This window comes from Streptomyces sp. NPDC043427, assembly GCF_056436655.1.
Map to the genome: position 1 here is coordinate 96,820 of NZ_JBWKCC010000035.1, position 21,237 is coordinate 118,056.

18 protein-coding genes are annotated in these 21,237 nt (G+C 71.1%); 2 read left to right on the forward strand and 16 right to left on the reverse strand.

Annotated features, from left to right (window positions below; all coding sequences use genetic code 11):
* Positions 1-19: 19 nt before the first annotated feature.
* Together AC067M_RS38645 and fmt are read right to left on the reverse strand one after the other, a co-directional pair.
* The gene (locus AC067M_RS38645) at positions 20-1,438 is read right to left on the reverse strand and encodes an RsmB/NOP family class I SAM-dependent RNA methyltransferase (protein WP_478701676.1); all 1,419 of its coding nucleotides are present in this window, start codon (positions 1,436-1,438) and stop codon (positions 20-22) included.
* Between the two features lie 93 nt (positions 1,439-1,531).
* Positions 1,532-2,464, reverse strand: coding sequence for a methionyl-tRNA formyltransferase (gene fmt, locus AC067M_RS38650; RefSeq protein ID WP_478701677.1), 933 nt, complete (start codon positions 2,462-2,464; stop codon positions 1,532-1,534).
* 308 nt (positions 2,465-2,772) lie between these two features.
* Between fmt and AC067M_RS38655 the strand changes: the two genes are divergently transcribed.
* On the forward strand, positions 2,773-3,312 hold the full coding sequence (locus tag AC067M_RS38655) for a hypothetical protein (RefSeq protein WP_133929524.1): 540 nt from the start codon (positions 2,773-2,775) through the stop codon (positions 3,310-3,312).
* A gap of 290 nt (positions 3,313-3,602) precedes the next feature.
* Here AC067M_RS38655 and AC067M_RS38660 read toward each other — a convergent pair whose 3' ends face one another.
* The 14 genes from AC067M_RS38660 to pyrR all read right to left on the reverse strand — a co-directional run bounded on the left by AC067M_RS38660 (position 3,603) and on the right by pyrR (position 20,354).
* Entirely contained in the window at positions 3,603-5,807 is a 2,205-nt protein-coding gene (locus AC067M_RS38660; protein ID WP_478701678.1) for a primosomal protein N', read from the reverse strand.
* A gap of 169 nt (positions 5,808-5,976) precedes the next feature.
* Complete coding sequence (gene metK, locus AC067M_RS38665; RefSeq protein ID WP_478701679.1) at positions 5,977-7,185, reverse strand: methionine adenosyltransferase; 1,209 nt, start codon at positions 7,183-7,185, stop codon at positions 5,977-5,979.
* Positions 7,186-7,422: 237 nt separating this feature from the next.
* Positions 7,423-8,625, reverse strand: coding sequence for a bifunctional phosphopantothenoylcysteine decarboxylase/phosphopantothenate--cysteine ligase CoaBC (gene coaBC / locus AC067M_RS38670; protein WP_478701680.1), 1,203 nt, complete (start codon positions 8,623-8,625; stop codon positions 7,423-7,425).
* 101 nt (positions 8,626-8,726) lie between these two features.
* A complete protein-coding gene (rpoZ, locus tag AC067M_RS38675) occupies positions 8,727-8,999 on the reverse strand; it encodes a DNA-directed RNA polymerase subunit omega (RefSeq protein WP_003988945.1) in 273 nt (90 codons plus the stop codon).
* A gap of 50 nt (positions 9,000-9,049) precedes the next feature.
* Positions 9,050-9,643, reverse strand: coding sequence for a guanylate kinase (gene gmk / locus AC067M_RS38680; protein WP_478701681.1), 594 nt, complete (start codon positions 9,641-9,643; stop codon positions 9,050-9,052).
* A gap of 59 nt (positions 9,644-9,702) precedes the next feature.
* Positions 9,703-10,026, reverse strand: a complete 324-nt coding sequence (locus AC067M_RS38685; protein WP_003977346.1) for an integration host factor — start codon at positions 10,024-10,026, stop codon at positions 9,703-9,705.
* 290 nt (positions 10,027-10,316) lie between these two features.
* Complete coding sequence (gene pyrF, locus AC067M_RS38690; RefSeq protein WP_478701682.1) at positions 10,317-11,162, reverse strand: orotidine-5'-phosphate decarboxylase; 846 nt, start codon at positions 11,160-11,162, stop codon at positions 10,317-10,319.
* Positions 11,159-12,274 carry a quinone-dependent dihydroorotate dehydrogenase gene (locus AC067M_RS38695; protein ID WP_478701683.1) on the reverse strand — a complete coding sequence of 372 codons (1,116 nt, stop codon included), beginning with the start codon at positions 12,272-12,274 and terminating at the stop codon, positions 11,159-11,161. Before AC067M_RS38695 ends, pyrF begins: the two co-directional genes overlap by 4 nt.
* A 52-nt stretch (positions 12,275-12,326) precedes the next feature.
* The gene (gene carB / locus AC067M_RS38700) at positions 12,327-15,635 is read right to left on the reverse strand and encodes a carbamoyl-phosphate synthase large subunit (protein WP_478701684.1); all 3,309 of its coding nucleotides are present in this window, start codon (positions 15,633-15,635) and stop codon (positions 12,327-12,329) included.
* Positions 15,628-16,785 carry a glutamine-hydrolyzing carbamoyl-phosphate synthase small subunit gene (carA, locus tag AC067M_RS38705; protein WP_478701685.1) on the reverse strand — a complete coding sequence of 386 codons (1,158 nt, stop codon included), beginning with the start codon at positions 16,783-16,785 and terminating at the stop codon, positions 15,628-15,630. The genes carB and carA overlap by 8 nt, the downstream gene beginning before the upstream one ends.
* Complete coding sequence (locus AC067M_RS38710) at positions 16,782-17,375, reverse strand: PH-like domain-containing protein (protein WP_478701686.1); 594 nt, start codon at positions 17,373-17,375, stop codon at positions 16,782-16,784. The genes carA and AC067M_RS38710 overlap by 4 nt, the downstream gene beginning before the upstream one ends.
* Positions 17,372-18,658 (reverse strand): dihydroorotase, encoded by a 1,287-nt coding sequence (locus AC067M_RS38715; RefSeq protein WP_478701687.1) that lies wholly within the window; start codon positions 18,656-18,658, stop codon positions 17,372-17,374. Before AC067M_RS38715 ends, AC067M_RS38710 begins: the two co-directional genes overlap by 4 nt.
* A 5-nt stretch (positions 18,659-18,663) precedes the next feature.
* Positions 18,664-19,659: an aspartate carbamoyltransferase catalytic subunit gene (locus AC067M_RS38720; RefSeq protein WP_478701688.1), complete on the reverse strand. Its 996-nt coding sequence runs from the start codon at positions 19,657-19,659 to the stop codon at positions 18,664-18,666.
* A gap of 86 nt (positions 19,660-19,745) precedes the next feature.
* Positions 19,746-20,354, reverse strand: coding sequence for a bifunctional pyr operon transcriptional regulator/uracil phosphoribosyltransferase PyrR (pyrR, locus tag AC067M_RS38725; protein WP_478701689.1), 609 nt, complete (start codon positions 20,352-20,354; stop codon positions 19,746-19,748).
* Positions 20,355-20,617: 263 nt separating this feature from the next.
* Here pyrR and bldD point away from each other — a divergent pair, with 263 nt between their 5' ends.
* Positions 20,618-21,118 carry a transcriptional regulator BldD gene (gene bldD / locus AC067M_RS38730; RefSeq protein ID WP_009313753.1) on the forward strand — a complete coding sequence of 167 codons (501 nt, stop codon included), beginning with the start codon at positions 20,618-20,620 and terminating at the stop codon, positions 21,116-21,118.
* Positions 21,119-21,237: the final 119 nt, after the last annotated feature.

The window sequence follows — 21,237 nt, forward strand, 5'->3', positions numbered from 1 at the left end:
AGGAACCCCCGGGAGACGATCAGCCGGTCCTGCGAATGACCGCCAGGTACATCGCGTCCGTCCCGTGCAGATGCGGCCACAGCTGCACGTCGGGCCCCTCGCCGAGAGCCGGGACGTCCGGCAGCAGCGGGCGGGCGTCGACGAGTTCGGTGTGCGGGAACTGCTTGAGGACGTCGGCGACGACGGCCCGGGTCTCGGCGAGGTGGGGCGAGCAGGTGGCGTATCCGACGACGCCACCCACCCGTACGGACTCCAGCGCCGTCCGCAACAGACCGCGCTGCAGCGGCGCGAACCCTTCGAGGTCCTCCGGCCGGCGCCGCCACCGCGCCTCGGGGCGCCGCCGCAGTGCGCCGAGGCCGGTGCAGGGCACGTCCATCAGAACGCGGTCGAAGCTGCCGGCCCGCCACGGCGGCCGGGTCCCGTCGGCGGCGATCACCTGGTACGGCCCGGGGTTCCCGTCGAGTGCCCTGGCGACGAGCCCGGCCCGGTGCGGCTGTTTCTCGGAGGCGAGCAGCACGGCCCCGCGCTCGGCGGCGAGCGCGGCGAGCAGCGCCGCCTTCCCGCCGGGCCCGGCGCACCCGTCGAGCCACTTCTGGTCCGGCCCCTCCAAGGGCGCGTTGGCCAGTGCCAGCGCGACGAGCTGACTGCCCTCGTCCTGCACGCCGGCCCGCCCGTCCCGCACGGCCTCGATGGCGCCGGGCTCACCGCCCTCGGTGAGCCGCACGGCGTACGGCGACCAGCGCCCCGGTACGGCGGCCTCCTCCCGGAGCAGTTCCTCGGTCGTGGCCCGCCCCGGCCGGGCGACGAGGGTGACCTCGGGCCGCTCGTTGTCGGCCTCCAGCAGGTCCTCGATCCCGGCCCGCCCGCCGCCCAGCGAGTCCCACAGCGCGGAGACGACCCAGCGCGGATGCGAGTGGACGACGGCGAGATGGTCCTCGGGGTCTTCCTCATAGGACGGCGCGACGAGCTCCAGCCAGCCGTCGAGATCGTGCTGCGCGACCTTCCGCAGCACGGCGTTGACGAACTTGGCCCGCCCGTCGCCGAGCACGACCCGCGCCAGCTCGACGGACGCGGACACGGCGGCGTGCGTCGGGATGCGCGTCCCGAGCAGCTGGTGCACACCCAGGCTCAGCACGTCCAGCACCGGCGGATCCACGTCCTTCAACGGCCGGTCGACACAGGCGGCGATGACGGCGTCGTACGTCCCCTGCCACCGCAGCGTCCCGTACACCAACTCGGTGGCGAGGGCCGCGTCCCGCCCGTCGAACTTCTCGGGGCCCTCCTTCTCCCGCGCCTTGCGCAGCAGCGGCGGCAGTACGAGGTTGGCGTACGCGTCCCGCTCGTCCACAGCCCGCAGCGCCTCGAAGGCGAGCATGCGGACGGGGTCCTTCTGGGGCCGACGGTAGGGCTTACGGGGTCGACGGGAGGTGTCGCTCACGAAAAAGGTGCTCCGGATTGCTGGATGAGATGTGCACCCAGCGTACGTCGCACCGTCGGCCCCCCGTGCGAGGTGGTCGGACGTGCCGGGTGGTCAGACCCCGAGCCTCTCGCCGTCCGCGATCCTGACCCCGCGCGCCCAGTCCGCCGCCCGCATCGGCTTCTTGCCCTGCGCCTGCACCCACAGCAGCTCGACGGCGTACGAGCCGGTGCCGACGTGGACGCTGTTCTTGCCGACGGCGAGCGCGCCGGACGCGAGGTCGTCGCGCTCCGGAACCGGCTTGACCTGGACGAGCTTGAGCCGCTCGCCCCTGAAGACGGTCCAGGCGCCGGGAGCCGGGGTGCACCCGCGCACCACCCGGTCGACGCGCAGGGCGGGGGCGGCCCAGTCGACGTGGGCGTCCTCGACGGTGATCTTCGGAGCGAGCGTGATGCCCTCGGCCGGCTGCGGTACGGCCTTCAGCGTGCCGTCCTCGATCCCGTCCATGGTCGCCGCGAGCAGCCCCGCACCCGCGAAGGCGAGCCGGGTCAGCAGGTCACCGCTGGTGTCGGTGGGCCGGACCGTCTCGGTCACCGTCCCGTACACGGGCCCGGAGTCGAGTCCCTCCTCGATGAGGAAGGTGGAGGCTCCCGTGATCTCGTCCCCCGCCATCACGGCGTGCTGCACGGGGGCGGCCCCGCGCCAGGCGGGCAGCAGCGAGAAGTGCAGGTTGACCCAGCCGTGGGCGGGCACGTCGAGGGCGATCCTCGGCAGCAGGGCGCCATAGGCGACGACGGGACAGCAGTCGGGCGCGATCTCCCGCAAGCGCTCCAGGAACTCCGGATCCCGCGGCTTGACCGGCTTCAACACCTCGATCCCCGCCTCCTCCGCCCGCTCGGCGACCGGCGAGGCCACCAGTCTCCGCCCCCGCCCGGCCGGCGCGTCGGGCCGCGTCACCACAGCGGCCACCTCATGCCGCCCCGACTCGATCAACGCGTCCAGCGCAGGAACAGCAACCTCAGGAGTACCGGCGAAGACAAGCTTCATGTGCGAGCGGAACCTCTCGGACGGGACGGGTGGATCGACGTACAAGTCTATGGGCGAACCCATCAGCGAAACGAAGGGTCGGCCGCCGACGGTGAGAACGTCCCACAGGATGCGCCCCCTTCTCTGTCCGACGGGAAACGGGCGGTGCGCGGGAGGGAAACACCCCCAAGGGGGCGTACGCATATGCCCATACGCCCCCACAGCGTGACCAGCGGAGCACATCCGCGTTGTCAAGACAGAGTTGACCACCACGGGCCGCCTTCGCCGCCCGACCCTTCCTCTGCAACGCCGGTTCGAGAGGCTTGTTCATGGCCGACCACGCAACCCACGACGCCCAGGCCCGGGCCAGCCTGCACTTGCTGGTGCGGGACATCGAGCGGGTCCGCCGACAGGTGGACGCGCTGCGCACCCTCACCGCCCAACTGGGCAACGTCTACCGCCCGCGCCGCTCCGGTCCCTCCACGGGCTTCGTCGTCTACGGGCGCGCCCCCGCCCCGACGGTCCGTCTCGCCCAGGAACTGCGAGACAGTGTCGAGACCCTGGTCACGGCCGCGGTCGACTTCGACCGCTCGCTCGGCTTCTCGTGGGACGCCGTGGGCTCCGCCCTCGGAGTCACCAAGCAGGCGGTCCACCGCCGCTACGGCGCACGCCGCGCCGCGGCCCAGGCCGCCGCCGAGGCCGAGCGCGCGACGGAGCCGTCGGGCACCCGCACGGTCAGTGTGGGCACCGGCATCCCCGCGCCTACGGTCCCAGCGGCCCGCACCATGCCGACGCAGCCGACGGCGGGCAGCCCGTCCCTGCGCGAAGAGGCCAGGCCGACCGCCTTCCCCGGCCCCCGCAACGGCTGACCCACCCCACCCACCCCACCCGCTCCGCCCTCCCGACAGCCCCGGGAGGGCGTACGCGTCTTGGCCCCACCACACCGAAGGCCCAACCGGCGCCCAGCACCTGAGGCGCCCGCGCCTACCACAAACCCGCCCTCTACCGACACCAACGGCACGACGGCGGACACCACCCGAGACACCCACCCCACCACAAACCCGCCCTCTACCGACACCAACGGCACGACGGCGGACGCCGTCTGAGGCGCCCGCCCCCACCGCAAACCGCCCTCCACACACGCCAACAACACGACCCCTCACCCGATATCAGCCGGATCGATCCGCACCCACACCCGCATCCCGGGCTCTCCCCCACCGCCGCCCCCACCCCGCGCCATCCGAGCCGCCTGCGCGGCCTTCAGCGCGGCCGCGAGGGCCGCACCCCTGCCCGGCGGCACCCGGACCAGCGCCCGCTCCCAGTGCTCCCCGGGAGGCGGCGCCCCCGGCCGCCTCGGCCGCCCTGCCGCGGTGACAGGCAACGGCACGGGTCCCAGGACCTCGGCCTCCGACGGCAGTTCGACCGCACCGAGAAACTCGGCCACGGCCTCCGCCGTCCCCGATACGGCCGCCATCCGCGACACCGGCGGAAAGCCCAGCTCGGCCCGCTCGGCGAGCTCCCGCACCGCATGCCCGACGGGATCCCACCGCACCAGCGCCTGCACGGGCCGCAACGTCGGTTCGGCGACGACGACCACCGTCCCCCCGTCCCCCTGCGGCCGTACGAGCGCGGCGGCCGCGATCCACCGCCGCAGCGCGTCCTCCCCCGCCCGCAGATCGGGCCGCCCGAGCATGGCCCACCCGTCCAGCAGCAGCGCCGCCGCGTACCCGCCCTCGGCGACGGGCTCGGCCCCCGGTGTACTCACGACCAGCGCGGGCGCCCCCGGCACGGTGTCCAGCACATGCTCGCGCCCCGACGTCCGCACCGGAACGGCCGGAAACGCCCGCCCCAGTTCCTCGGCGGTGCGCCGCGCCCCCACGACCTGCGCCCGCAGCCGGAAGGACCCGCACTCGGGACAGTGCCAGCCGCTCTCCTCCCGCCCGCACCACCCACACCACAGGCCACCGCCGCCCGCTGCACCCGCACCGCCCGCGCCCCCCTCGCGCGCCTCCAACGGCCCGGAACAGTGCCGGCAACGGGCCGGCGCCCGGCACTGCGCACAGGCCATGCGCGGCACATATCCCCGCCGGGGCACCTGCACGAGCACCGGGCCGTTGCGCAGCCCGTCCCTGACGGCCTGCCAGGCGAGGGTCGGCAACCGGGCGGCCCGGGCGGCCTCGTCCCGCGCGAGATCCTGGTCCCCCACGGTCCGTACGAGCGGTGCCACGCGCCGCACCTGCTCCCGCGCGGCGACCAACGGCCTGGCCCACCCGCTCTCCACGAGCTGGGCGGCCTCCACGGTGCAGCTCCAACTCCCCAGCAGGAAGGCACACTTGTCCTGGGCGGCCCGAAGCAGCAGCACCTCTCGCGCATGGGGCTGCGGCGCGTGCTGCTCACTGTGGCTGTCGTCCCCGTCGTCCCAGAGCACGACGAGTCCCAGGTCCCGTACCGGCGCGAACATGGCCGCCCGCGTCCCCACGACGGCCCGAACGGACCCGCGCCGCACGGCGAGCCATTCCCGGTACCGCTTCTCCGGCCCGGCGTCGGCGGTCAGCAGCGCATGCCGCCCCTCACCCAGCAAGGACGTCAACGCGGCGTCGACCCGGGCGGCGGCCCGCCCGTCCGGCACCACGACGAGCGCGCCTCGCCCGGAGGCCGACGTGGCCGCGACGGCCCGCGCGATCTCCTCGCTCCACTCGGGCCCGGGCAACGCGTTCCACACGGCCCGCGGGGCGCTCCCTCCGGCCAGCGCCTCGAGGAACACGCCCCCACGCTCGTACCGCCCCCAGGACCCCGCCTCCGGCGCCCCCGGCGGCGGCAACGGCGCGGGCGAGGGCCGCTGCTCGGCCCGCGCGCTGCGCGGCGGCACGGCGAGCTGCAATACGTCGGCCAGACTCCCCGCATACCGATCGGCGACGGCCCGGGCCAGCCCCAGCAGTTCCGGGCTCAGCACGGGCTCGGGCGAGACGACCTGGGCGAGCGCGGCCAGCGGCCCTGAGTAGTCCGACTCGGCGAGCCGCTCGACGAGGAACCCGTCGATGAGCCCGCCGCCCTCACGCCGCCCGTCCCGCACCCGGTGCCGCCCGGCCCCGAACCGCACCCGCACCCGCACCCCGGGTTGCGCCTCGGCGTCCAGCTCCTCCGGAACGGCGTAGTCGAAGTACCGGTCGAGATGCAGCACACCCTTGTCGACCAGCACCCGCGCGACGGGCAGCTCCTTCGCCAACGCGGCCCCCCGCCACGTCCGCGGCTTCGCCCGCGGCGCCTTCGCCTTCCGCACACTCTCCCGAATGAACGCGAGCTGCTCCGGCGGCGCGCCCTCCCCGGCCCCGCCGCCGCCCCCCTGCCCGTTCTCGCTGCTCACGCTTGCATTCTTACCAAACTCCACTGACAGCCAAGAGCGCCCGAAGGCTCCCTGCGTCGACCCTCCAGCCATTTCTGCCGCTCGCCGACGCGACCCCAGAAGCAGCGAGAAGCACCGAGGCCCGGCCTCCAGAAGGAGAACCGGGCCCCGCGAGACATCGCGCCGGGACTTACAGCCCCGCGGCTTCGCGCAGCGCGTCCACGCGGTCCGTGCGCTCCCAGGTGAACTCGGGGAGTTCGCGGCCGAAGTGGCCGTACGCGGCGGTCTGGGCGTAGATCGGGCGGAGGAGGTCGAGGTCGCGGATGATGGCGGCCGGGCGGAGGTCGAAGACCTCGTCGATCGCCTTCTCGATCTTCTCGGTGTCGATCTTGGCGGTGCCGAAGGTCTCGACGAACAGACCGACCGGCTCGGCCTTGCCGATCGCGTAGGCGACCTGGACCTCGCAGCGGGAGGCCAGGCCCGCGGCGACGACGTTCTTCGCGACCCAGCGCATCGCGTAGGCGGCGCTGCGGTCCACCTTCGACGGGTCCTTGCCGGAGAAGGCGCCGCCGCCGTGCCGGGCGAAGCCGCCGTAGGTGTCGATGATGATCTTGCGGCCGGTCAGGCCGGCGTCACCCATCGGGCCGCCGATCTCGAAGCGGCCGGTCGGGTTGACCAGGAGGCGGTAGTTCTCGGTGTCCAGCTTGATGCCCTCGTCCAGGAGCGCCTTCAGCTCCGGCTCCACGACGAACTCGCGGATGTCGGGCGCCAGGAGCGAGTCCAGGTCGATGTCGGAGGCGTGCTGGGAGGAGACGACGACCGTGTCAAGGCGGATCGCCTTGTCGCCGTCGTACTCGATGGTGACCTGCGTCTTGCCGTCGGGGCGCAGGTAGGGGATCGTGCCGTTCTTGCGGACGTCCGACAGGCGCTTCGACAGGCGGTGCGCCAGGAAGATCGGCAGCGGCATCAGCGTGGGCGTCTCGTCCGACGCGTAGCCGAACATCAGTCCCTGGTCGCCGGCGCCCTGGCGGTCCAGCTCGTCCTCGTCGCCCTCGACACGGGACTCGTACGCCGTGTCGACGCCCTGCGCGATGTCCGGTGACTGGGCGCCGATCGACACCGACACGCCGCAGGAGGCGCCGTCGAAGCCCTTCTTGGAGGAGTCGTAGCCGATCTCGAGGATCTTGTCCCGCACGAGCTGGGGGATCGGGGCGTAGGCCTTGGTGGTGACCTCTCCGGCCACGTGCACCAGACCGGTCGTGATCAGGGTCTCGACCGCGACCCGGGAGGTCGGGTCCTCGCGCAGAAGCGCGTCGAGAATGGTGTCACTGATCTGGTCAGCGATCTTGTCGGGGTGACCCTCGGTCACAGACTCCGAAGTGAACAGGCGACGGGACACAACGCTCCCTGGGGTTGCAGCGGCTGCTGGCTGATCATGGGCGGACGGGACGGGAGCTGCGCCCGCCGTCGTCCGCGAACAGTTTATCGGTCGAGCTCGGCCAGGGGCCTCCCTGTCTCGTCTCTCGGAAGTGCTGTGACCTGCGGCACAGGCATTCTGCCCAAGGCCAGCGCCCTTGGCCAGAGGCGCCACGCCCGAATGCGGGGGTTCGGGTGAACTGGGAAACGGGTGAAACCCTCAGTCCAGGCGCCCCACCACAAGATCCCACACCGCGTCGGCCAGGTTCTCCTTGGGGCCGTACGGTACGGCGGTCTCGCTGCCGTCGGCGCCCAGGACGACCGCCTCGTTCTCCTCGGAGCCGAAGGTCTTGCGCTCGCCCACCTCGTTCACCACGAGCAGGTCGCAGCCCTTGCGCGCCAGCTTCGCCCGGCCGTTGGACAGGACGTCGTCGGTCTCGGCGGCGAAGCCGACGACCACCTGTCCGGGGCGGGCGCGGTCGGCCGAGATCTCCGCGAGGATGTCCGGATTCCGTACGAGGACGACGGGATCCGGGTCCTTGCCGTCCTTCTTCTTGATCTTCCCGGCCGCATAGGTCTGCGGGCGGAAGTCGGCGACCGCCGCGGCCATGACGACGGCGTCGGCGTCCGCGGCCGCCTTGAGCACCGCCTCGCGCAGCTGCACGGCCGTGCCGACCGGGACGACGTCGACGCCCGCCGGGTCCGGCAGGTTCGCGTTCGCGGCGATCAGCGTGACGCGGGCGCCGCGCGCGGCGGCCGTACGGGCGAGGGCGTAGCCCTGCTTGCCGGAGGAGCGGTTGCCGAGGAAGCGGACGGGGTCGAGGGGTTCGCGGGTGCCGCCGGCGCTGACGACGACATGCCGCCCGGCGAGGTCCGGCTCGCTCGCGCCGCGGGCGATCACCCGGCGGCAGACCTCGAAGATCTCGGCGGGGTCGGGGAGCCGGCCCTTGCCGGTGTCGACGCCGGTGAGGCGGCCGACGGCCGGTTCGATGACGACGGCGCCCCGGCGGCGCAGCGTCGCCACGTTCTCCTGGGTGGCCGGGTGCTCCCACATCTCGGTGTGCATGGCGGGGGCGAACACGACCGGACAGCGGGCGGTGAGCAGGGTGTTGGTGAGGAGGTCGTCGGCGAGGCCGTGGGCGGCCTTGGCGAGCATGTCGGCGGTCGCGGGCGCGACGACGACGAGGTCGGCGTGCTGGCCGATGCGGACGTGCGGGACCTCGTGGACGTCGTCCCACACCTCGTTCGAGACCGGGTTGCCGGAGAGCGCGGACCACGTGGCGGCGCCGACGAAGTGCAGGGCGGAGGCGGTGGGCACGACCCGTACGTCATGGCCGGACTCCGTGAACCTTCTCAGCAGCTCACAGGCCTTGTAGGCGGCGATTCCGCCGCTGACCCCCAGAACGACCTTGGGCTTGTCCACCGTCTCTCCCCGGCTCGGCAACGTACGGGTCCATCTCACACCACAGGCCCGGCAGTAGCACTGCCGGGCCTGTGGATAAAGTCACACGCGTTGTGAAAGTACTACTGCGCCGGGCCTTCGACGGCCTCGGACGTCAGCAGACCCGCGTTGATCTCGCGCAGGGCGATCGAGAGCGGCTTCTCGTGGACATGGGTGTCGACGAGCGGACCGACGTACTCGAGGAGGCCCTCGCCGAGCTGCGAGTAGTACGCGTTGATCTGGCGGGCCCGCTTGGCCGCGTAGATCACGAGGCTGTACTTCGAGTCGGTGGCCTCGAGGAGCTCGTCGATCGGCGGGTTGATGATGCCCTCGGGCGCGGAGATGGAAGAGGACACGCTCTACCTTCCGATGGATGGGAAAGAATGGTGAAGTGTGACCTTCACGATCACACGACATCCACCAAGGCTAGCAGCTCGCGCGCCACGTCCTCGACGGAGGTGTTGACCAGGGTCACGTCGAACTCCGGCTCGGCCGCCAGCTCGACCTTGGCCGCCTCCAGACGACGCTCGATCACCTCGGGCGGCTCGGTACCCCGTCCGGTGAGTCGGCGCACCAGCTCCTCCCAGGAGGGCGGAGCCAGGAACACCAACTGGGCCTCGGGCATCGTCTCGCGAACCTGCCGAGCACCCTGGAGGTCGATCTCCAGCAGGACGGGTTCCCCCGCCTCCAGCCGCTCCAGCACGGCCCCACGCGGCGTGCCGTAGCGGTTGCCGGCGAACTCGGCCCACTCCAGCAGCTCACCGTTGGCGATCAGCTTGTCCATCTCGTCGTCGGTGACGAAGAAGTAGTGGACTCCGTGCTTCTCACCGGGGCGTGGCTTACGGGTCGTCGTCGACACCGAGAGCCAGACCTCGGGGTGTTTCTTGCGCATATGAGCGACGACCGTGCTCTTGCCGACCCCCGAAGGGCCGGAGAGCACGGTCAGCCGCGGACGTACGCCCGGGGGCTCGGGGGTCGTCCCCCGGAATGTTGCAGCCATACAGCGATTATTCCAGCAATCCCGGAGTGCCCGGGACTCCCTTCCCGGTGGACCCGGGATCAGGAACCGGTGCTGCCGAACTCACGCTCCAGGGAGGCGATCTGGTTGGAACCGAGACCGCGCACACGGCGGCTCTCGGAGATACCGAGTCGCTCCATGATCTGCTTGGCGCGGACCTTGCCCACGCCCGGCAGGGACTCCAGGAGGGCGGAGACCTTCATCTTGCCGATGACGTCGTTCTCCTGGCCCTGCTTGATGACCTCGTGAAGAGAGGCGCCGGAGTGCTTCAGTCGATTCTTGACCTCGGCCCGCTCCCGGCGAGCCGCGGCGGCCTTTTCGAGCGCGGCTGCGCGCTGTTCGGGGGTAAGGGGCGGAAGAGCCACGCCTACGTCACCTCGGATGTCGAACTTGTCGGATACGGACCGGTGAGGAACCTAGTCGCCCCTCACCTGGGGAGCTACGAGCAACACGCTCTGCCCGTTCACTCTCGTCGGAGACTAGCGGGCAAGTCCGCCGGAGTCAGCGAGAACAGCGGAAAAGTCCTGGTCAGCCTCTGTCAGGACAGGATATTTCAGACATACTGCCCTGGATTTGAGGATGTATCCAGCCTCAAGTCGGCCCTGAGGCCCCGCGACGACACCCGCCCGAGGCCTCGAACAGCACCCAAGGACCCTCAGTCGGCCGCCACCGCGGCCCGGATCTCCGCCGCGAAACGGCTCGCGGCGTCACGCAGCGCGACGACGTCGGGACCGTGACGCAACACACCCCGGCTGACGTTCGGCACGACATTGCGCACGGCCGCGCCGAAGACTCCCGGAAGGTCCGCAGGGGTGGCCCCCTGCGCACCGATGCCGGGCGCGAGGAGAGGGGCGTTGATGTCGAGGTCGTACGACGACAGGTCACCGAGCGTGGCGCCGACGACCGCCCCGAAGGAGCCCAGGGGCTCCTCCCCCGCGTTCTCGGCCGCCAGGTGGGCCAGCATCGTCGCACCGACGTTGCGGCCGTCCGCCCGCACCGCGTGCTGGACCTCACCGCCCTCCGGGTTGGAGGTCAGCGCCAGCACGAACAGGCCCGCGCCGCTCTCGCGCGCCAGCGCGACGGCGGGGCTCAGCGAGCCGTAGCCGAGGTAGGGCGAGACGGTGAGGGCGTCCGAGAACAGCGGGGCGTCCTGGTGCAGGAAGGACTCGGCGTACGCGGCCATGGTGGAGCCGATGTCGCCGCGCTTGGCGTCCATCACGACCAGGGCGCCGGCCGCCCGGGCCTCCTGGACCGACTTCTCCAGTACGGCGACGCCGCGCGAGCCGAAGCGCTCGAAGAACGCGCTCTGCGGCTTCAGCACGGCCACGCGGTCGGCCATGGCCTCGACGACGGTGCGGCTGAACCGCTCCAGGCCCGTCACGTCGTCGTTCAGGCCCCACTCGGCGAGGAGGGAGGCGTGCGGGTCGATGCCGACGCACAGCGGACCGCGCTCGTCCATCGCGCGGCGCAGGCGGGCACCGAAGGGTTCCAGAGCGGTCATGCGGCCTTCCCCGTCTTCCGGACGTCCGCGCCGACCGCGTCGGCGAGGGTGGCGTACGGGCTCGTGCGCAGGCGTGCGGCGAGCCCCTTGTGGAGGTCGCGAGCGTAGAACGGCCCCTCGTAGACGAAGGCGCTGTAGCCCTGTACCAGCGTGGCGCCCGCCAGGATGCGCTGCCAGGCGTCCTCGGCGTTCTCGATGCCGCCGACACCGACGAGGGTGATCCGGTCGCCCACGCGCGCGTAGAGGCGGCGCAGCACCTCCAGGGAGCGCGCCTTGAGCGGAGCTCCCGAGAGCCCGCCGACCTCCTTCACCACCGAGGGTTCGGTTTTCAAACCGAGTCCCTCGCGCGCGATGGTGGTGTTCGTGGCGATGATCCCGTCCAGGCCCAGCTCCACCGCCAGGTCGGCGACGGCGTCCACGTCCTCGTCGGCGAGGTCCGGGGCGATCTTCACCAGCAGCGGCACACGACGGGACGGCACCGTACGGTCGGCGGCCTCCCGGACGGCGCTCAGCAGGGGCCGCAGCGCCTCCGTGGCCTGGAGGTTCCGCAGACCCGGCGTGTTCGGCGACGACACGTTCACGACCAGGTAGTCCGCGTACGGCGCGAGCCGCTCGGCCGACTTCACGTAGTCGCCGACGGCCTCCTCCTCGGGTACGACCTTGGTCTTGCCGATGTTGACGCCCACCACGGTCTTGAAGACGGGCGTACGGGAGGCCAGGCGGGCGGCGACGGCCAGCGAGCCCTCGTTGTTGAAGCCCATGCGGTTGATCAGGGCCCGGTCCTTCACGAGCCGGAACAGCCGCTTCTTCGGGTTGCCCGGCTGGGGCTCCCCGGTGACGGTGCCGATCTCGACGTGGTCGAAGCCGAGCATCGACATGCCGTCGATCGCGACGGCGTTCTTGTCGAAGCCGGCGGCGAGCCCGAAGGGGCCGTGCATGCGCAGACCGAAGGCCTCCGTCCGCAGTTCCCTGTAGCGGGGCGCCGACACGGCCGCGACGAAGGTACGCAGCACGGGAATGCGCGCGGCCAGGCGGATCCAGCGGAAGGCCAGGTGGTGGGCCTGCTCGGGGTCCATGCGCCTGAAGATGAGACGGAAGAAAATCGTGTACATGGTGTCCTCAAGAAGAGGGGGACACCGTTTCCGGTGTCCCCCTCGTGGGCTGCTAGTCGCGGGCCGCGGTCAGGTGTTCCGCGTGTTCCTGGAGCGAACGGACGCCCACGTCACCGTGGTTGAGGGCGTCGATGCCCTGGACGGCGGCGGCGAGCGCCTGGACCGTCGTCAGACACGGCACGGACCGCGCCACGGCCGCCGTACGGATCTCGTAGCCGTCGAGACGGCCGCCGGTGCCGTACGGGGTGTTGACGATGAGGTCGACCTCGCCGTCGTGGATGAGCTGGACGATGGTCTTCTCGCCGTTCGGTCCGGTGCCCTCGAACTGCTTCCGCACGACGGTGGCCTTGATGCCGTTGCGCTTGAGGACCTCAGCCGTGCCAGCAGTGGCGAGCAGCTCGAAGCCGTGGGCGACCAGCTCGCGCGCCGGGAAGATCATCGAGCGCTTGTCGCGGTTGGCGACCGAGATGAACGCGCGGCCCTTGGTGGGCAGCGGACCGTAGGCGCCCGCCTGCGACTTGGCGTAGGCCGTGCCGAAGACGGAGTCGATGCCCATGACCTCGCCGGTGGAGCGCATCTCCGGGCCGAGGACGGTGTCGACGCCGCGGCCGGAGGTGTCCCGGAAGCGGGTCCACGGCATCACGGCCTCCTTGACGGAGATCGGCGCGTCCAGCGGCAGTTCGCCTCCGTCGCCGGTCGCCGGGAGGAGCCCCTCGGCGCGCAGTTCGGCGATGGTCGCGCCCAGCGAGATCCGGGCGGCGGCCTTCGCCAGCGGCACCGCGGTCGCCTTCGAGGTGAAGGGGACGGTGCGCGAGGCGCGCGGGTTGGCCTCCAGGACGTAGAGGATGTCGCCGGCCATCGCGAACTGGATGTTGATCAGGCCGCGGACGCCGACGCCCTTGGCGATGGCCTCGGTCGAGGCGCGCAGGCGCTTGATGTCGAAGCCGCCGAGCGTGATCGGGGGCAGGGCGCACGCCGAGTCGCCGGAGTGGATGCCGGCCTCCTCGATGTGCTCCATGACGCCGCCGAGGTAGAGCTCCTGGCCGTCGTAGAGGGCGTCGACGTCGATCTCGATCGCGTCGTCGAGGAAGCGGTCGACGAGGACCGGCCGGGAGGGGCTGATCTCCGTCGACTCGGCGATGTACGACGACAGACGGGTCTCGTCGTAGACGATCTCCATGCCGCGGCCGCCGAGGACGTAGGAGGGTCGTACGAGGACCGGGTAGCCGATCTCGTCGGCGATGGTCTTGGCCTCGGCGAAGGTGGTGGCGGTGCCGTGCTTGGGAGCCGGCAGGCCGGCCTCGGCGAGGACGCGGCCGAAGGCGCCCCGGTCCTCGGCCGCGTGGATGGCCTCGGGCGGGGTGCCGACGACGGGCACGCCGTTGTCCTTGAGGGCCTGTGCCAGGCCCAGCGGGGTCTGGCCGCCGAGCTGCACGACGACACCGGCGATCGGGCCGGCCTGCGCCTCCGCGTGGACGATCTCCAGCACGTCTTCGAGCGTGAGCGGCTCGAAGTACAGGCGGTCGGAGGTGTCGTAGTCGGTGGAGACGGTCTCCGGGTTGCAGTTGACCATCACGGTCTCGTAGCCCGCGTCGCTGAGCGCGAAGGAGGCATGGACGCAGGAATAGTCGAACTCGATGCCCTGGCCGATGCGGTTGGGGCCGGAGCCCAGGATGATGACCGCGGGCTTCTCGCGGGGCGCGACCTCGCTCTCCTCGTCGTAGGAGGAGTAGAAGTACGGCGTCTTCGCGGCGAACTCGGCGGCGCAGGTGTCGACCGTCTTGTAGACCGGGCGGACGCCCAGCGCGTGCCGCACCTCGCGCACGACGTCCTCGCGCAGGTCGCGGATCTCGGCGATCTGCTGGTCGGAGAAGCCGTGCCGCTTGGCCTCGGCGAGCAGCTCGACGTCCAGCCGGTCGGCGGCGGCGAGCTCGTCCGCGACTTCCTTGATCAGGAAGAGCTGGTCGACGAACCAGGGGTCGATCTTCGTGTAGTCGAAGACCTCCTCCGGCGTGGCACCCGCGCGGATGGCCTGCATGACGGTGTTGATCCGGCCGTCGGTGGGCCGCACGGCCTCCGCGAGCAGCTCGTCCTTGTCGCCGGCCTCGCCGACGAACGTGAACTGGCTGCCCTTCTTCTCCAGCGAGCGCAGTGCCTTCTGGAAGGCCTCGGTGAAGTTGCGGCCGATGGCCATGGCCTCGCCGACCGACTTCATGGTGGTGGTGAGCGTGGAGTCGGCGCTCGGGAACTTCTCGAAGGCGAACCGCGGGGCCTTCACGACCACGTAGTCGAGCGTCGGCTCGAAGGAGGCCGGGGTCTCCTGCGTGATGTCGTTCGGGATCTCGTCGAGGGTGTAACCGACGGCGAGCTTCGCCGCGATCTTGGCGATCGGGAAGCCGGTCGCCTTGGACGCGAGGGCCGACGAGCGCGACACGCGCGGGTTCATCTCGATGACGATGACGCGGCCGTCCTCGGGGTTCACCGCGAACTGGATGTTGCAGCCGCCGGTGTCGACACCGACCTCGCGGATCACGGCGATGCCGATGTCGCGCAGGATCTGATACTCGCGGTCGGTCAGCGTCATCGCCGGGGCGACGGTGATCGAGTCGCCGGTGTGCACGCCCATGGGGTCGAAGTTCTCGATGGAGCAGACGACCACGACGTTGTCGTGCTTGTCGCGCATCAGCTCCAGCTCGTACTCCTTCCAGCCGAGGATGGACTCCTCCAGGAGCACCTCGGTGGTCGGCGACAGAGTGAGGCCCTGGCCCGCGATGCGGCGCAGCTCCTCCTCGTCGTGGGCGAAGCCGGAGCCGGCGCCGCCCATGGTGAAGGAGGGGCGGACGACGACGGGGTAGCCGCCGAGCTCCTCGACGCCCTGGAGGACGTCGTCCATGGAGTGGCAGATGACCGAACGGGCGGACTCGCCGTGCCCGATCTTCGCCTTGACCGCGTCGACCACCAGCTTGAACTGGTCGCGGTCCTCGCCCTTGTGGATGGCCTCCACGTTGGCGCCGATGAGCTCGACGCCGTACTTCGCCAGGACGCCGTTCTCGTCCAGCGAGATCGCGGTGTTGAGGGCCGTCTGACCGCCCAGGGTGGGCAGCAGGGCGTCGGGGCGCTCCTTGGCGATGATCTTCTCGACGAACTCCGGGGTGATCGGCTCGACGTAGGTGGCGTCGGCGATCTCCGGGTCGGTCATGATCGTCGCCGGGTTGGAGTTCACGAGGATGACCCGCAGGCCCTCGGACTTCAGGACGCGGCACGCCTGGGTGCCGGAGTAGTCGAACTCGGCGGCCTGGCCGATGACGATCGGGCCGGAGCCGATGACCAGGACGGACTGGATATCGGTGCGCTTAGGCACGCTGGCCCTCCATCAGGACTGTGTTCATCAAAGACGTGAAGCGGTCGAACAGGTAGGCGGCGTCGTGCGGACCGGCGGCCGCTTCGGGGTGGTACTGGACGGAGAAGGCCGGCTGGTCGAGCAGCTGGAGACCCTCCACGACGTTGTCGTTCAGGCAGACGTGCGAGACCTCGACGCGCCCGAACCTGGTCTCGCTGACCTTGTCGAGCGGCGCGTCCACGGCGAATCCGTGGTTGTGCGCGGTGACCTCGACCTTGCCCGTCGTACGGTCCTGGACCGGCTGGTTGATGCCGCGGTGGCCGTACTTCAGCTTGTACGTGCCGAAGCCGAGGGCGCGGCCGAGGATCTGGTTGCCGAAGCAGATGCCGAACAGAGGCGTCTTGCGCTCCAGCACCTCGGTCATCAGCGCGACCGGGCCCTCGGCGGTGGCCGGGTCGCCGGGGCCGTTGGAGAAGAACACGCCGTCGGGGTTCACGGCGTAGACGTCCTCGGCCGACGCGGTGGCCGGCAGCACGTGCACCTCGATGCCGCGCTCGGCCATGCGGTGCGGGGTCATGCCCTTGATGCCGAGGTCGATCGCGGCGACGGTGAACCGCTTCTCGCCGACCGCGGGGACGACGTACGCCTCCTGGGTGGCGACCTCCTCGTAGAGGCTCGCGCCCTTCATGTGCGGCTGGGCCTGCACGCGCGCGAGGAGCTCGGACTCGGCGGCGATGGCCTCGCCCGAGAAGATGCCGGCGCGCATGGAGCCGCGCTCGCGCAGGTGGCGGGTGAGCGCGCGGGTGTCGATACCGGAGATGCCGACGATGTTCTGCGCGATCAGTTCGTCGTCGAGGGAGCGCTTGGCGCGCCAGTTGGAGGGCACACGCGCGGGGTCGCGGACGACGTAGCCGGAGACCCAGATGCGGCGGGACTCGTCGTCCTCGTCGTTCCAGCCGGTGTTGCCGATCTGCGGGGCGGTGGCGACGACGATCTGGCGGTCGTAGGACGGGTCGGTCAGGGTCTCCTGGTAGCCGGTCATGCCGGTGGAGAACACCGCTTCGCCGAAGGTCTCCCCCACGGCCCCGTAGGCGCGGCCGCGGAAGGTCCGGCCGTCCTCCAGGACGAGTACGGCGGGGACCTTCTGGGTTCCCCTGGTGGAGGTCGTCATCGTGCGCCTTCCGTTTCCGTCTGGGTTTCTGTCTGAGGTTCCGTCTTTTTGATCATGGAGTTGATGACCTCGACCCACTCGCTGTGCTCGGCCGCGTGGTCCGAGCGGAAGCCCGAGTCGATCAGCCGCTCGCCGTGCGCCCAGGTCACCAGGAGCAGACCGCCCTCGGTGAGGACCTTGCCGGCGATGCCCTTGCCGAGCACGGCCTCGCGCAGCGCGTCGGCCGGGATGAAGAAGTCGGTCGCCCCGGGGCGTACGACGTTCAGGCCCGCGTCCGTCAGGGTGAGCTCGGCGCGGCTGCGGGTGCCGAGGCCGTGGGCCACGATGCGGTCCAGCCACTGCCCGGCCGTGGTCGAGCCGTGGTAGCGGCCGCTCATCGTGAGCTTCGCCTCACCCGGCTCGTCCGGCGCGGTCGGCAGTTCGGGAAGGTCGCCCTGGAGCGTGCCGCGCCACTTCCAGCCCTCGCGCATCAGCCAGTAGACCAGCGCGACGAAGAGGCCGAGACCGACCACCCAGCCGATCCGCGCGGCCCAGTCGGTCACTTCGGCCGATTTCTGATCGGCCGCGAGCAGTAGTGCAGCAGATGTCACGTCAGCTTCCCGTCGACGAGCGTGGCCTTGCCCCGCAGCCATGTGTGCGTGACACGGCCCGGCAGCTCACGCCCCTCGTACGGGGTGTTGCGGCTGCGCGAGGCGAAGCCCGCGGGGTCCACCTGCCCACGGTATGCCGTGTCGACGAGCGTGAGGTTGGCGGGCTCACCTGCCGAGACGGGACGCCCATGGCCCCTGGCCTGGCCGATCCGGGCGGGCTTGAAGGACATGCGGTCGGCGACCCCGGCCCAGTCGAGGAGCCCGGTTTCGACCATCGTCTCCTGGACCACTGACAGCGCGGTCTCCAGGCCGACCATGCCCATGGCGGCCGCGGCCCACTCGCAGTCCTTGTCCTCGTGCGGGTGCGGGGCGTGGTCGGTGGCGACGATGTCGATGGTTCCGTCGGCGAGCGCCTCGCGCAGGGCGTGCACATCACGCTCGGTGCGCAGCGGCGGGTTGACCTTGTAGACCGGGTTGTACGAGCGGACCAGCTCGTCGGTGAGGAGGAGGTGGTGCGGGGTGACCTCGGCGGTGACGTCGATGCCGCGGGACTTGGCCCAGCGGACGATCTCGACGGAGCCAGCGGTCGACAGGTGGCAGATGTGGACGCGGGAGCCGACGTGCTCGGCCAGCAGGACGTCCCGGGCGATGATCGATTCTTCGGCCACCGCCGGCCAGCCGCCGAGCCCCAGCTCGGCCGAGACGATGCCCTCGTTCATCTGGGCGCCCTCGGTCAGCCGCGGCTCCTGCGCGTGCTGGGCGACGACCCCGCCGAACGCCTTCACGTACTCCAGGGCCCGCCGCATCATCACGGCGTCGTCGACACACTTGCCGTCGTCGGAGAAGACGGTGACGCCGGCCGCCGACTCGTGCATGGCACCCAGCTCGGCGAGCTTCTTGCCCTCCAGGCCGACGGTGACGGCGCCGATGGGCTGCACGTCGCAGTAGCCGTGCTCCTGGCCGAGCCGGTAGACCTGCTCGACGACACCGGCCGTGTCGGCGACCGGGAAGGTGTTGGCCATGGCGAACACGGCGGTGTAGCCACCGGAGGCGGCCGCGCGCGTGCCGGTCAGCACCGTCTCGGAGTCCTCGCGGCCGGGCTCACGCAGGTGGGTGTGCAGGTCGACGAGCCCCGGCAGGAGCACCTTGCCGTCGGCCTCGACGACCTGGACGCCCTCGGCGGGGAGTCCCGTACCGACGGCCTCGATGACCTCGCCGTCGATCAGGACGTCCTGCGGCTCGCCGCCGAGCACCTTCGCACCACGGATCAGGATCTTGCTCATGGGCCTTACTTCTCCTCGGTACGGGTCTGGGTGACGGCGGGCACGTTTTTCGAATCGAACACAGCTCCACCGAGCAGCAGGTACAGGACGGCCATCCGGATGGACACTCCGTTTGCGACCTGCTCGACGACGGTGCAGCGCTCGGAGTCGGCGACCTCCGCGGTGATCTCCATGCCGCGGACCATCGGGCCGGGGTGCATCACAATGGCGTGCTCGGGCATCCGCGCCATGCGGTCGCCGTCGAGGCCGTAGCGGCGGGAGTACTCGCGCTCGGTCGGGAAGAAGGCGGCGTTCATGCGCTCGCGCTGCACGCGCAGCATCATCACCGCGTCCGACTTGGGCAGGGTGGTGTCGAGGTCGTAGGAGACCTCGCAGGGCCAGGTCTCGACGCCGACCGGCACCAGGGTGGGCGGGGCGACGAGGGTGACCTCGGCGCCGAGGGTGTGCAGCAGGTCGACGTTGGAGCGGGCGACCCGGCTGTGCAGGATGTCTCCGACGATCGTGATGCGCTTGCCGGACAGGTCCTGGCCGATCCCGGCGTCCCGGCCGACGAGTCGGCGGCGCATCGTGAAGGCGTCCAGCAGGGCCTGGGTGGGGTGCTGGTGGGTGCCGTCGCCGGCGTTGACGACGGCGGCGTCGATCCACCCGGAGTTCGCCAGGCGGTACGGGGCTCCGGAGGCGCCGTGCCGGATGACGACGGCGTCGACGCCCATGGCCTCCAGCGTCTGGGCGGTGTCCTTCAGGGACTCGCCCTTGGAGACGCTGGAGCCCTTGGCGGAGAAGTTGATGACGTCCGCGGAGAGGCGCTTCTCGGCGGCCTCGAAGGAGATCCGGGTGCGGGTGGAGTCCTCGAAGAAGAGGTTGACGATCGTGCGGCCGCGCAGGGTCGGCAGCTTCTTGATCGGCCGGTCGGCGACCCGGGCCATCTCCTCGGCGGTGTCGAGGATCAGGACGGCGTCGTCGCGGGTGAGGTCGGCGGCCGAGATGAGATGACGCTGCATCTGTCAGGCTCCGTAAGGCAGTTCAGGTTTTCGGGAGATTCCGGGCGCGCGTGGGCAGGCGTGCGACAGCGTCGTACGCCGGAGGGCTACTGCCGCGCGCCCGGAGGGGTCTGTTGCACACCGAGCAGCACGGTGTCGCGACCGTCCTCCTCGGCGAGCTGGACCTTGACCGTCTCCCGCAGCGACGTGGGGAGGTTCTTGCCGACGTAGTCGGCGCGGATGGGCAGTTCGCGGTGGCCGCGGTCGACGAGGACCGCGAGCTGGACCGCGCGGGGGCGCCCGATGTCGTTCAGACCGTCGAGGGCGGCGCGGATGGTGCGGCCGGAGAAGAGCACGTCGTCGACGAGGACGACCAGCTTGCCGTCGATGCCGTCAGCGGGGATATCGGTGCGGGCCAGCGCGCGCGGCGGGCGCATGCGCAGGTCGTCGCGGTACATGGTGATGTCGAGCGAGCCGACCGGGGTCTTGCGGTCGGTGATCTGCTCCAGCTTGGCGGCGAGCCGCTGGGCGAGGAAGACGCCTCGGGTCGGGATGCCGAGGAGCACCACGTCGTCGGCGCCCTTGGCGCGCTCGACGATCTCGTGGGCGATGCGGGTCAGCACCCGCGCGATGTCAGGGCCTTCGAGGACGGGCCTCGCCTCTGACACGTGCGCGTCGTGCTGCGCGTCCTGCTGGTTGTCCTGCTGCTTGTCCATACGAAACGGACCTCCTTCTCCGCCTCACGGGACGGACCTTAAAGGACGTCGGAATTGCGCCATCCACGGTAGCAGGCCGGGACGACACGCCTGATCACCCCCCTGCCGCCCCACTGTCACCCCTTTGGCCCAACCGGTCATCGATACCACGGAAGAGTCGGTGTGGACCATTCGGCTTGACGCAGAAGAATCACGCTGCGTAACCTCACAGTGAGTTACCAGCCGCGCGGCCCAGCCGCGTCGACACAGTGCCGGGGAGCTATATGTCCAGCGAATACGCCAAACAGCTCGGGGCCAAGCTCCGGGCGATCCGCACCCAGCAGGGCCTTTCCCTCCACGGTGTCGAGGAGAAGTCCCAGGGACGCTGGAAGGCGGTCGTGGTCGGTTCGTACGAGCGCGGTGACCGTGCCGTGACCGTACAGCGCCTCGCCGAGTTGGCGGATTTCTACGGGGTCCCGGTACAGGAACTGCTGCCGGGCACCACGCCGGGCGGCGCCGCCGAGCCCCCGCCGAAGCTGGTCCTGGACCTGGAGCGCCTTGCCCACGTCCCGGTCGAGAAGGCGGGCCCGCTGCAGCGCTACGCGGCCACGATCCAGTCCCAGCGCGGTGACTACAACGGCAAGGTCCTCTCGATCCGCCAGGACGACCTGCGCACACTCGCCGTCATCTACGACCAGTCGCCCTCGGTCCTCACCGAGCAGCTGATCAGCTGGGGCGTACTGGACGCGGACGCGCGTCGCGCGGTCTCCCACGAGGAGAGCTGACCCCTTCCGCGGGTTGAGCAGAAACGTGGGGGGGGGGGGGGGGGGGGGGGGGGGGGGGGGGGGGGGGGGGGGGGGGGGGGGGGGGGGGGGGGGGGGGGGGGGGGGGGGGGGGGGGGGGG

What these genes read in the sequence shown, in the direction of transcription:
- fmt (WP_478701677.1), bottom strand. Translation starts at nt 2,464, where the DNA reads ATGAAGCTTGTCTTCGCCGGTACTCCTGAGGTTGCTGTTCCTGCGCTG.
- AC067M_RS38655 (WP_133929524.1), top strand. Translation starts at nt 2,773, where the DNA reads ATGGCCGACCACGCAACCCACGACGCCCAGGCCCGGGCCAGCCTGCAC.
- gmk (WP_478701681.1), bottom strand. Translation starts at nt 9,643, where the DNA reads ATGGCTGCAACATTCCGGGGGACGACCCCCGAGCCCCCGGGCGTACGT.
- pyrF (WP_478701682.1), bottom strand. Translation starts at nt 11,162, where the DNA reads ATGACCGCTCTGGAACCCTTCGGTGCCCGCCTGCGCCGCGCGATGGAC.
- AC067M_RS38695 (WP_478701683.1), bottom strand. Translation starts at nt 12,274, where the DNA reads ATGTACACGATTTTCTTCCGTCTCATCTTCAGGCGCATGGACCCCGAG.
- carA (WP_478701685.1), bottom strand. Translation starts at nt 16,785, where the DNA reads ATGACGACCTCCACCAGGGGAACCCAGAAGGTCCCCGCCGTACTCGTC.
- AC067M_RS38715 (WP_478701687.1), bottom strand. Translation starts at nt 18,658, where the DNA reads ATGAGCAAGATCCTGATCCGTGGTGCGAAGGTGCTCGGCGGCGAGCCG.
- AC067M_RS38720 (WP_478701688.1), bottom strand. Translation starts at nt 19,659, where the DNA reads ATGCAGCGTCATCTCATCTCGGCCGCCGACCTCACCCGCGACGACGCC.
- pyrR (WP_478701689.1), bottom strand. Translation starts at nt 20,354, where the DNA reads ATGGACAAGCAGCAGGACAACCAGCAGGACGCGCAGCACGACGCGCAC.
- bldD (WP_009313753.1), top strand. Translation starts at nt 20,618, where the DNA reads ATGTCCAGCGAATACGCCAAACAGCTCGGGGCCAAGCTCCGGGCGATC.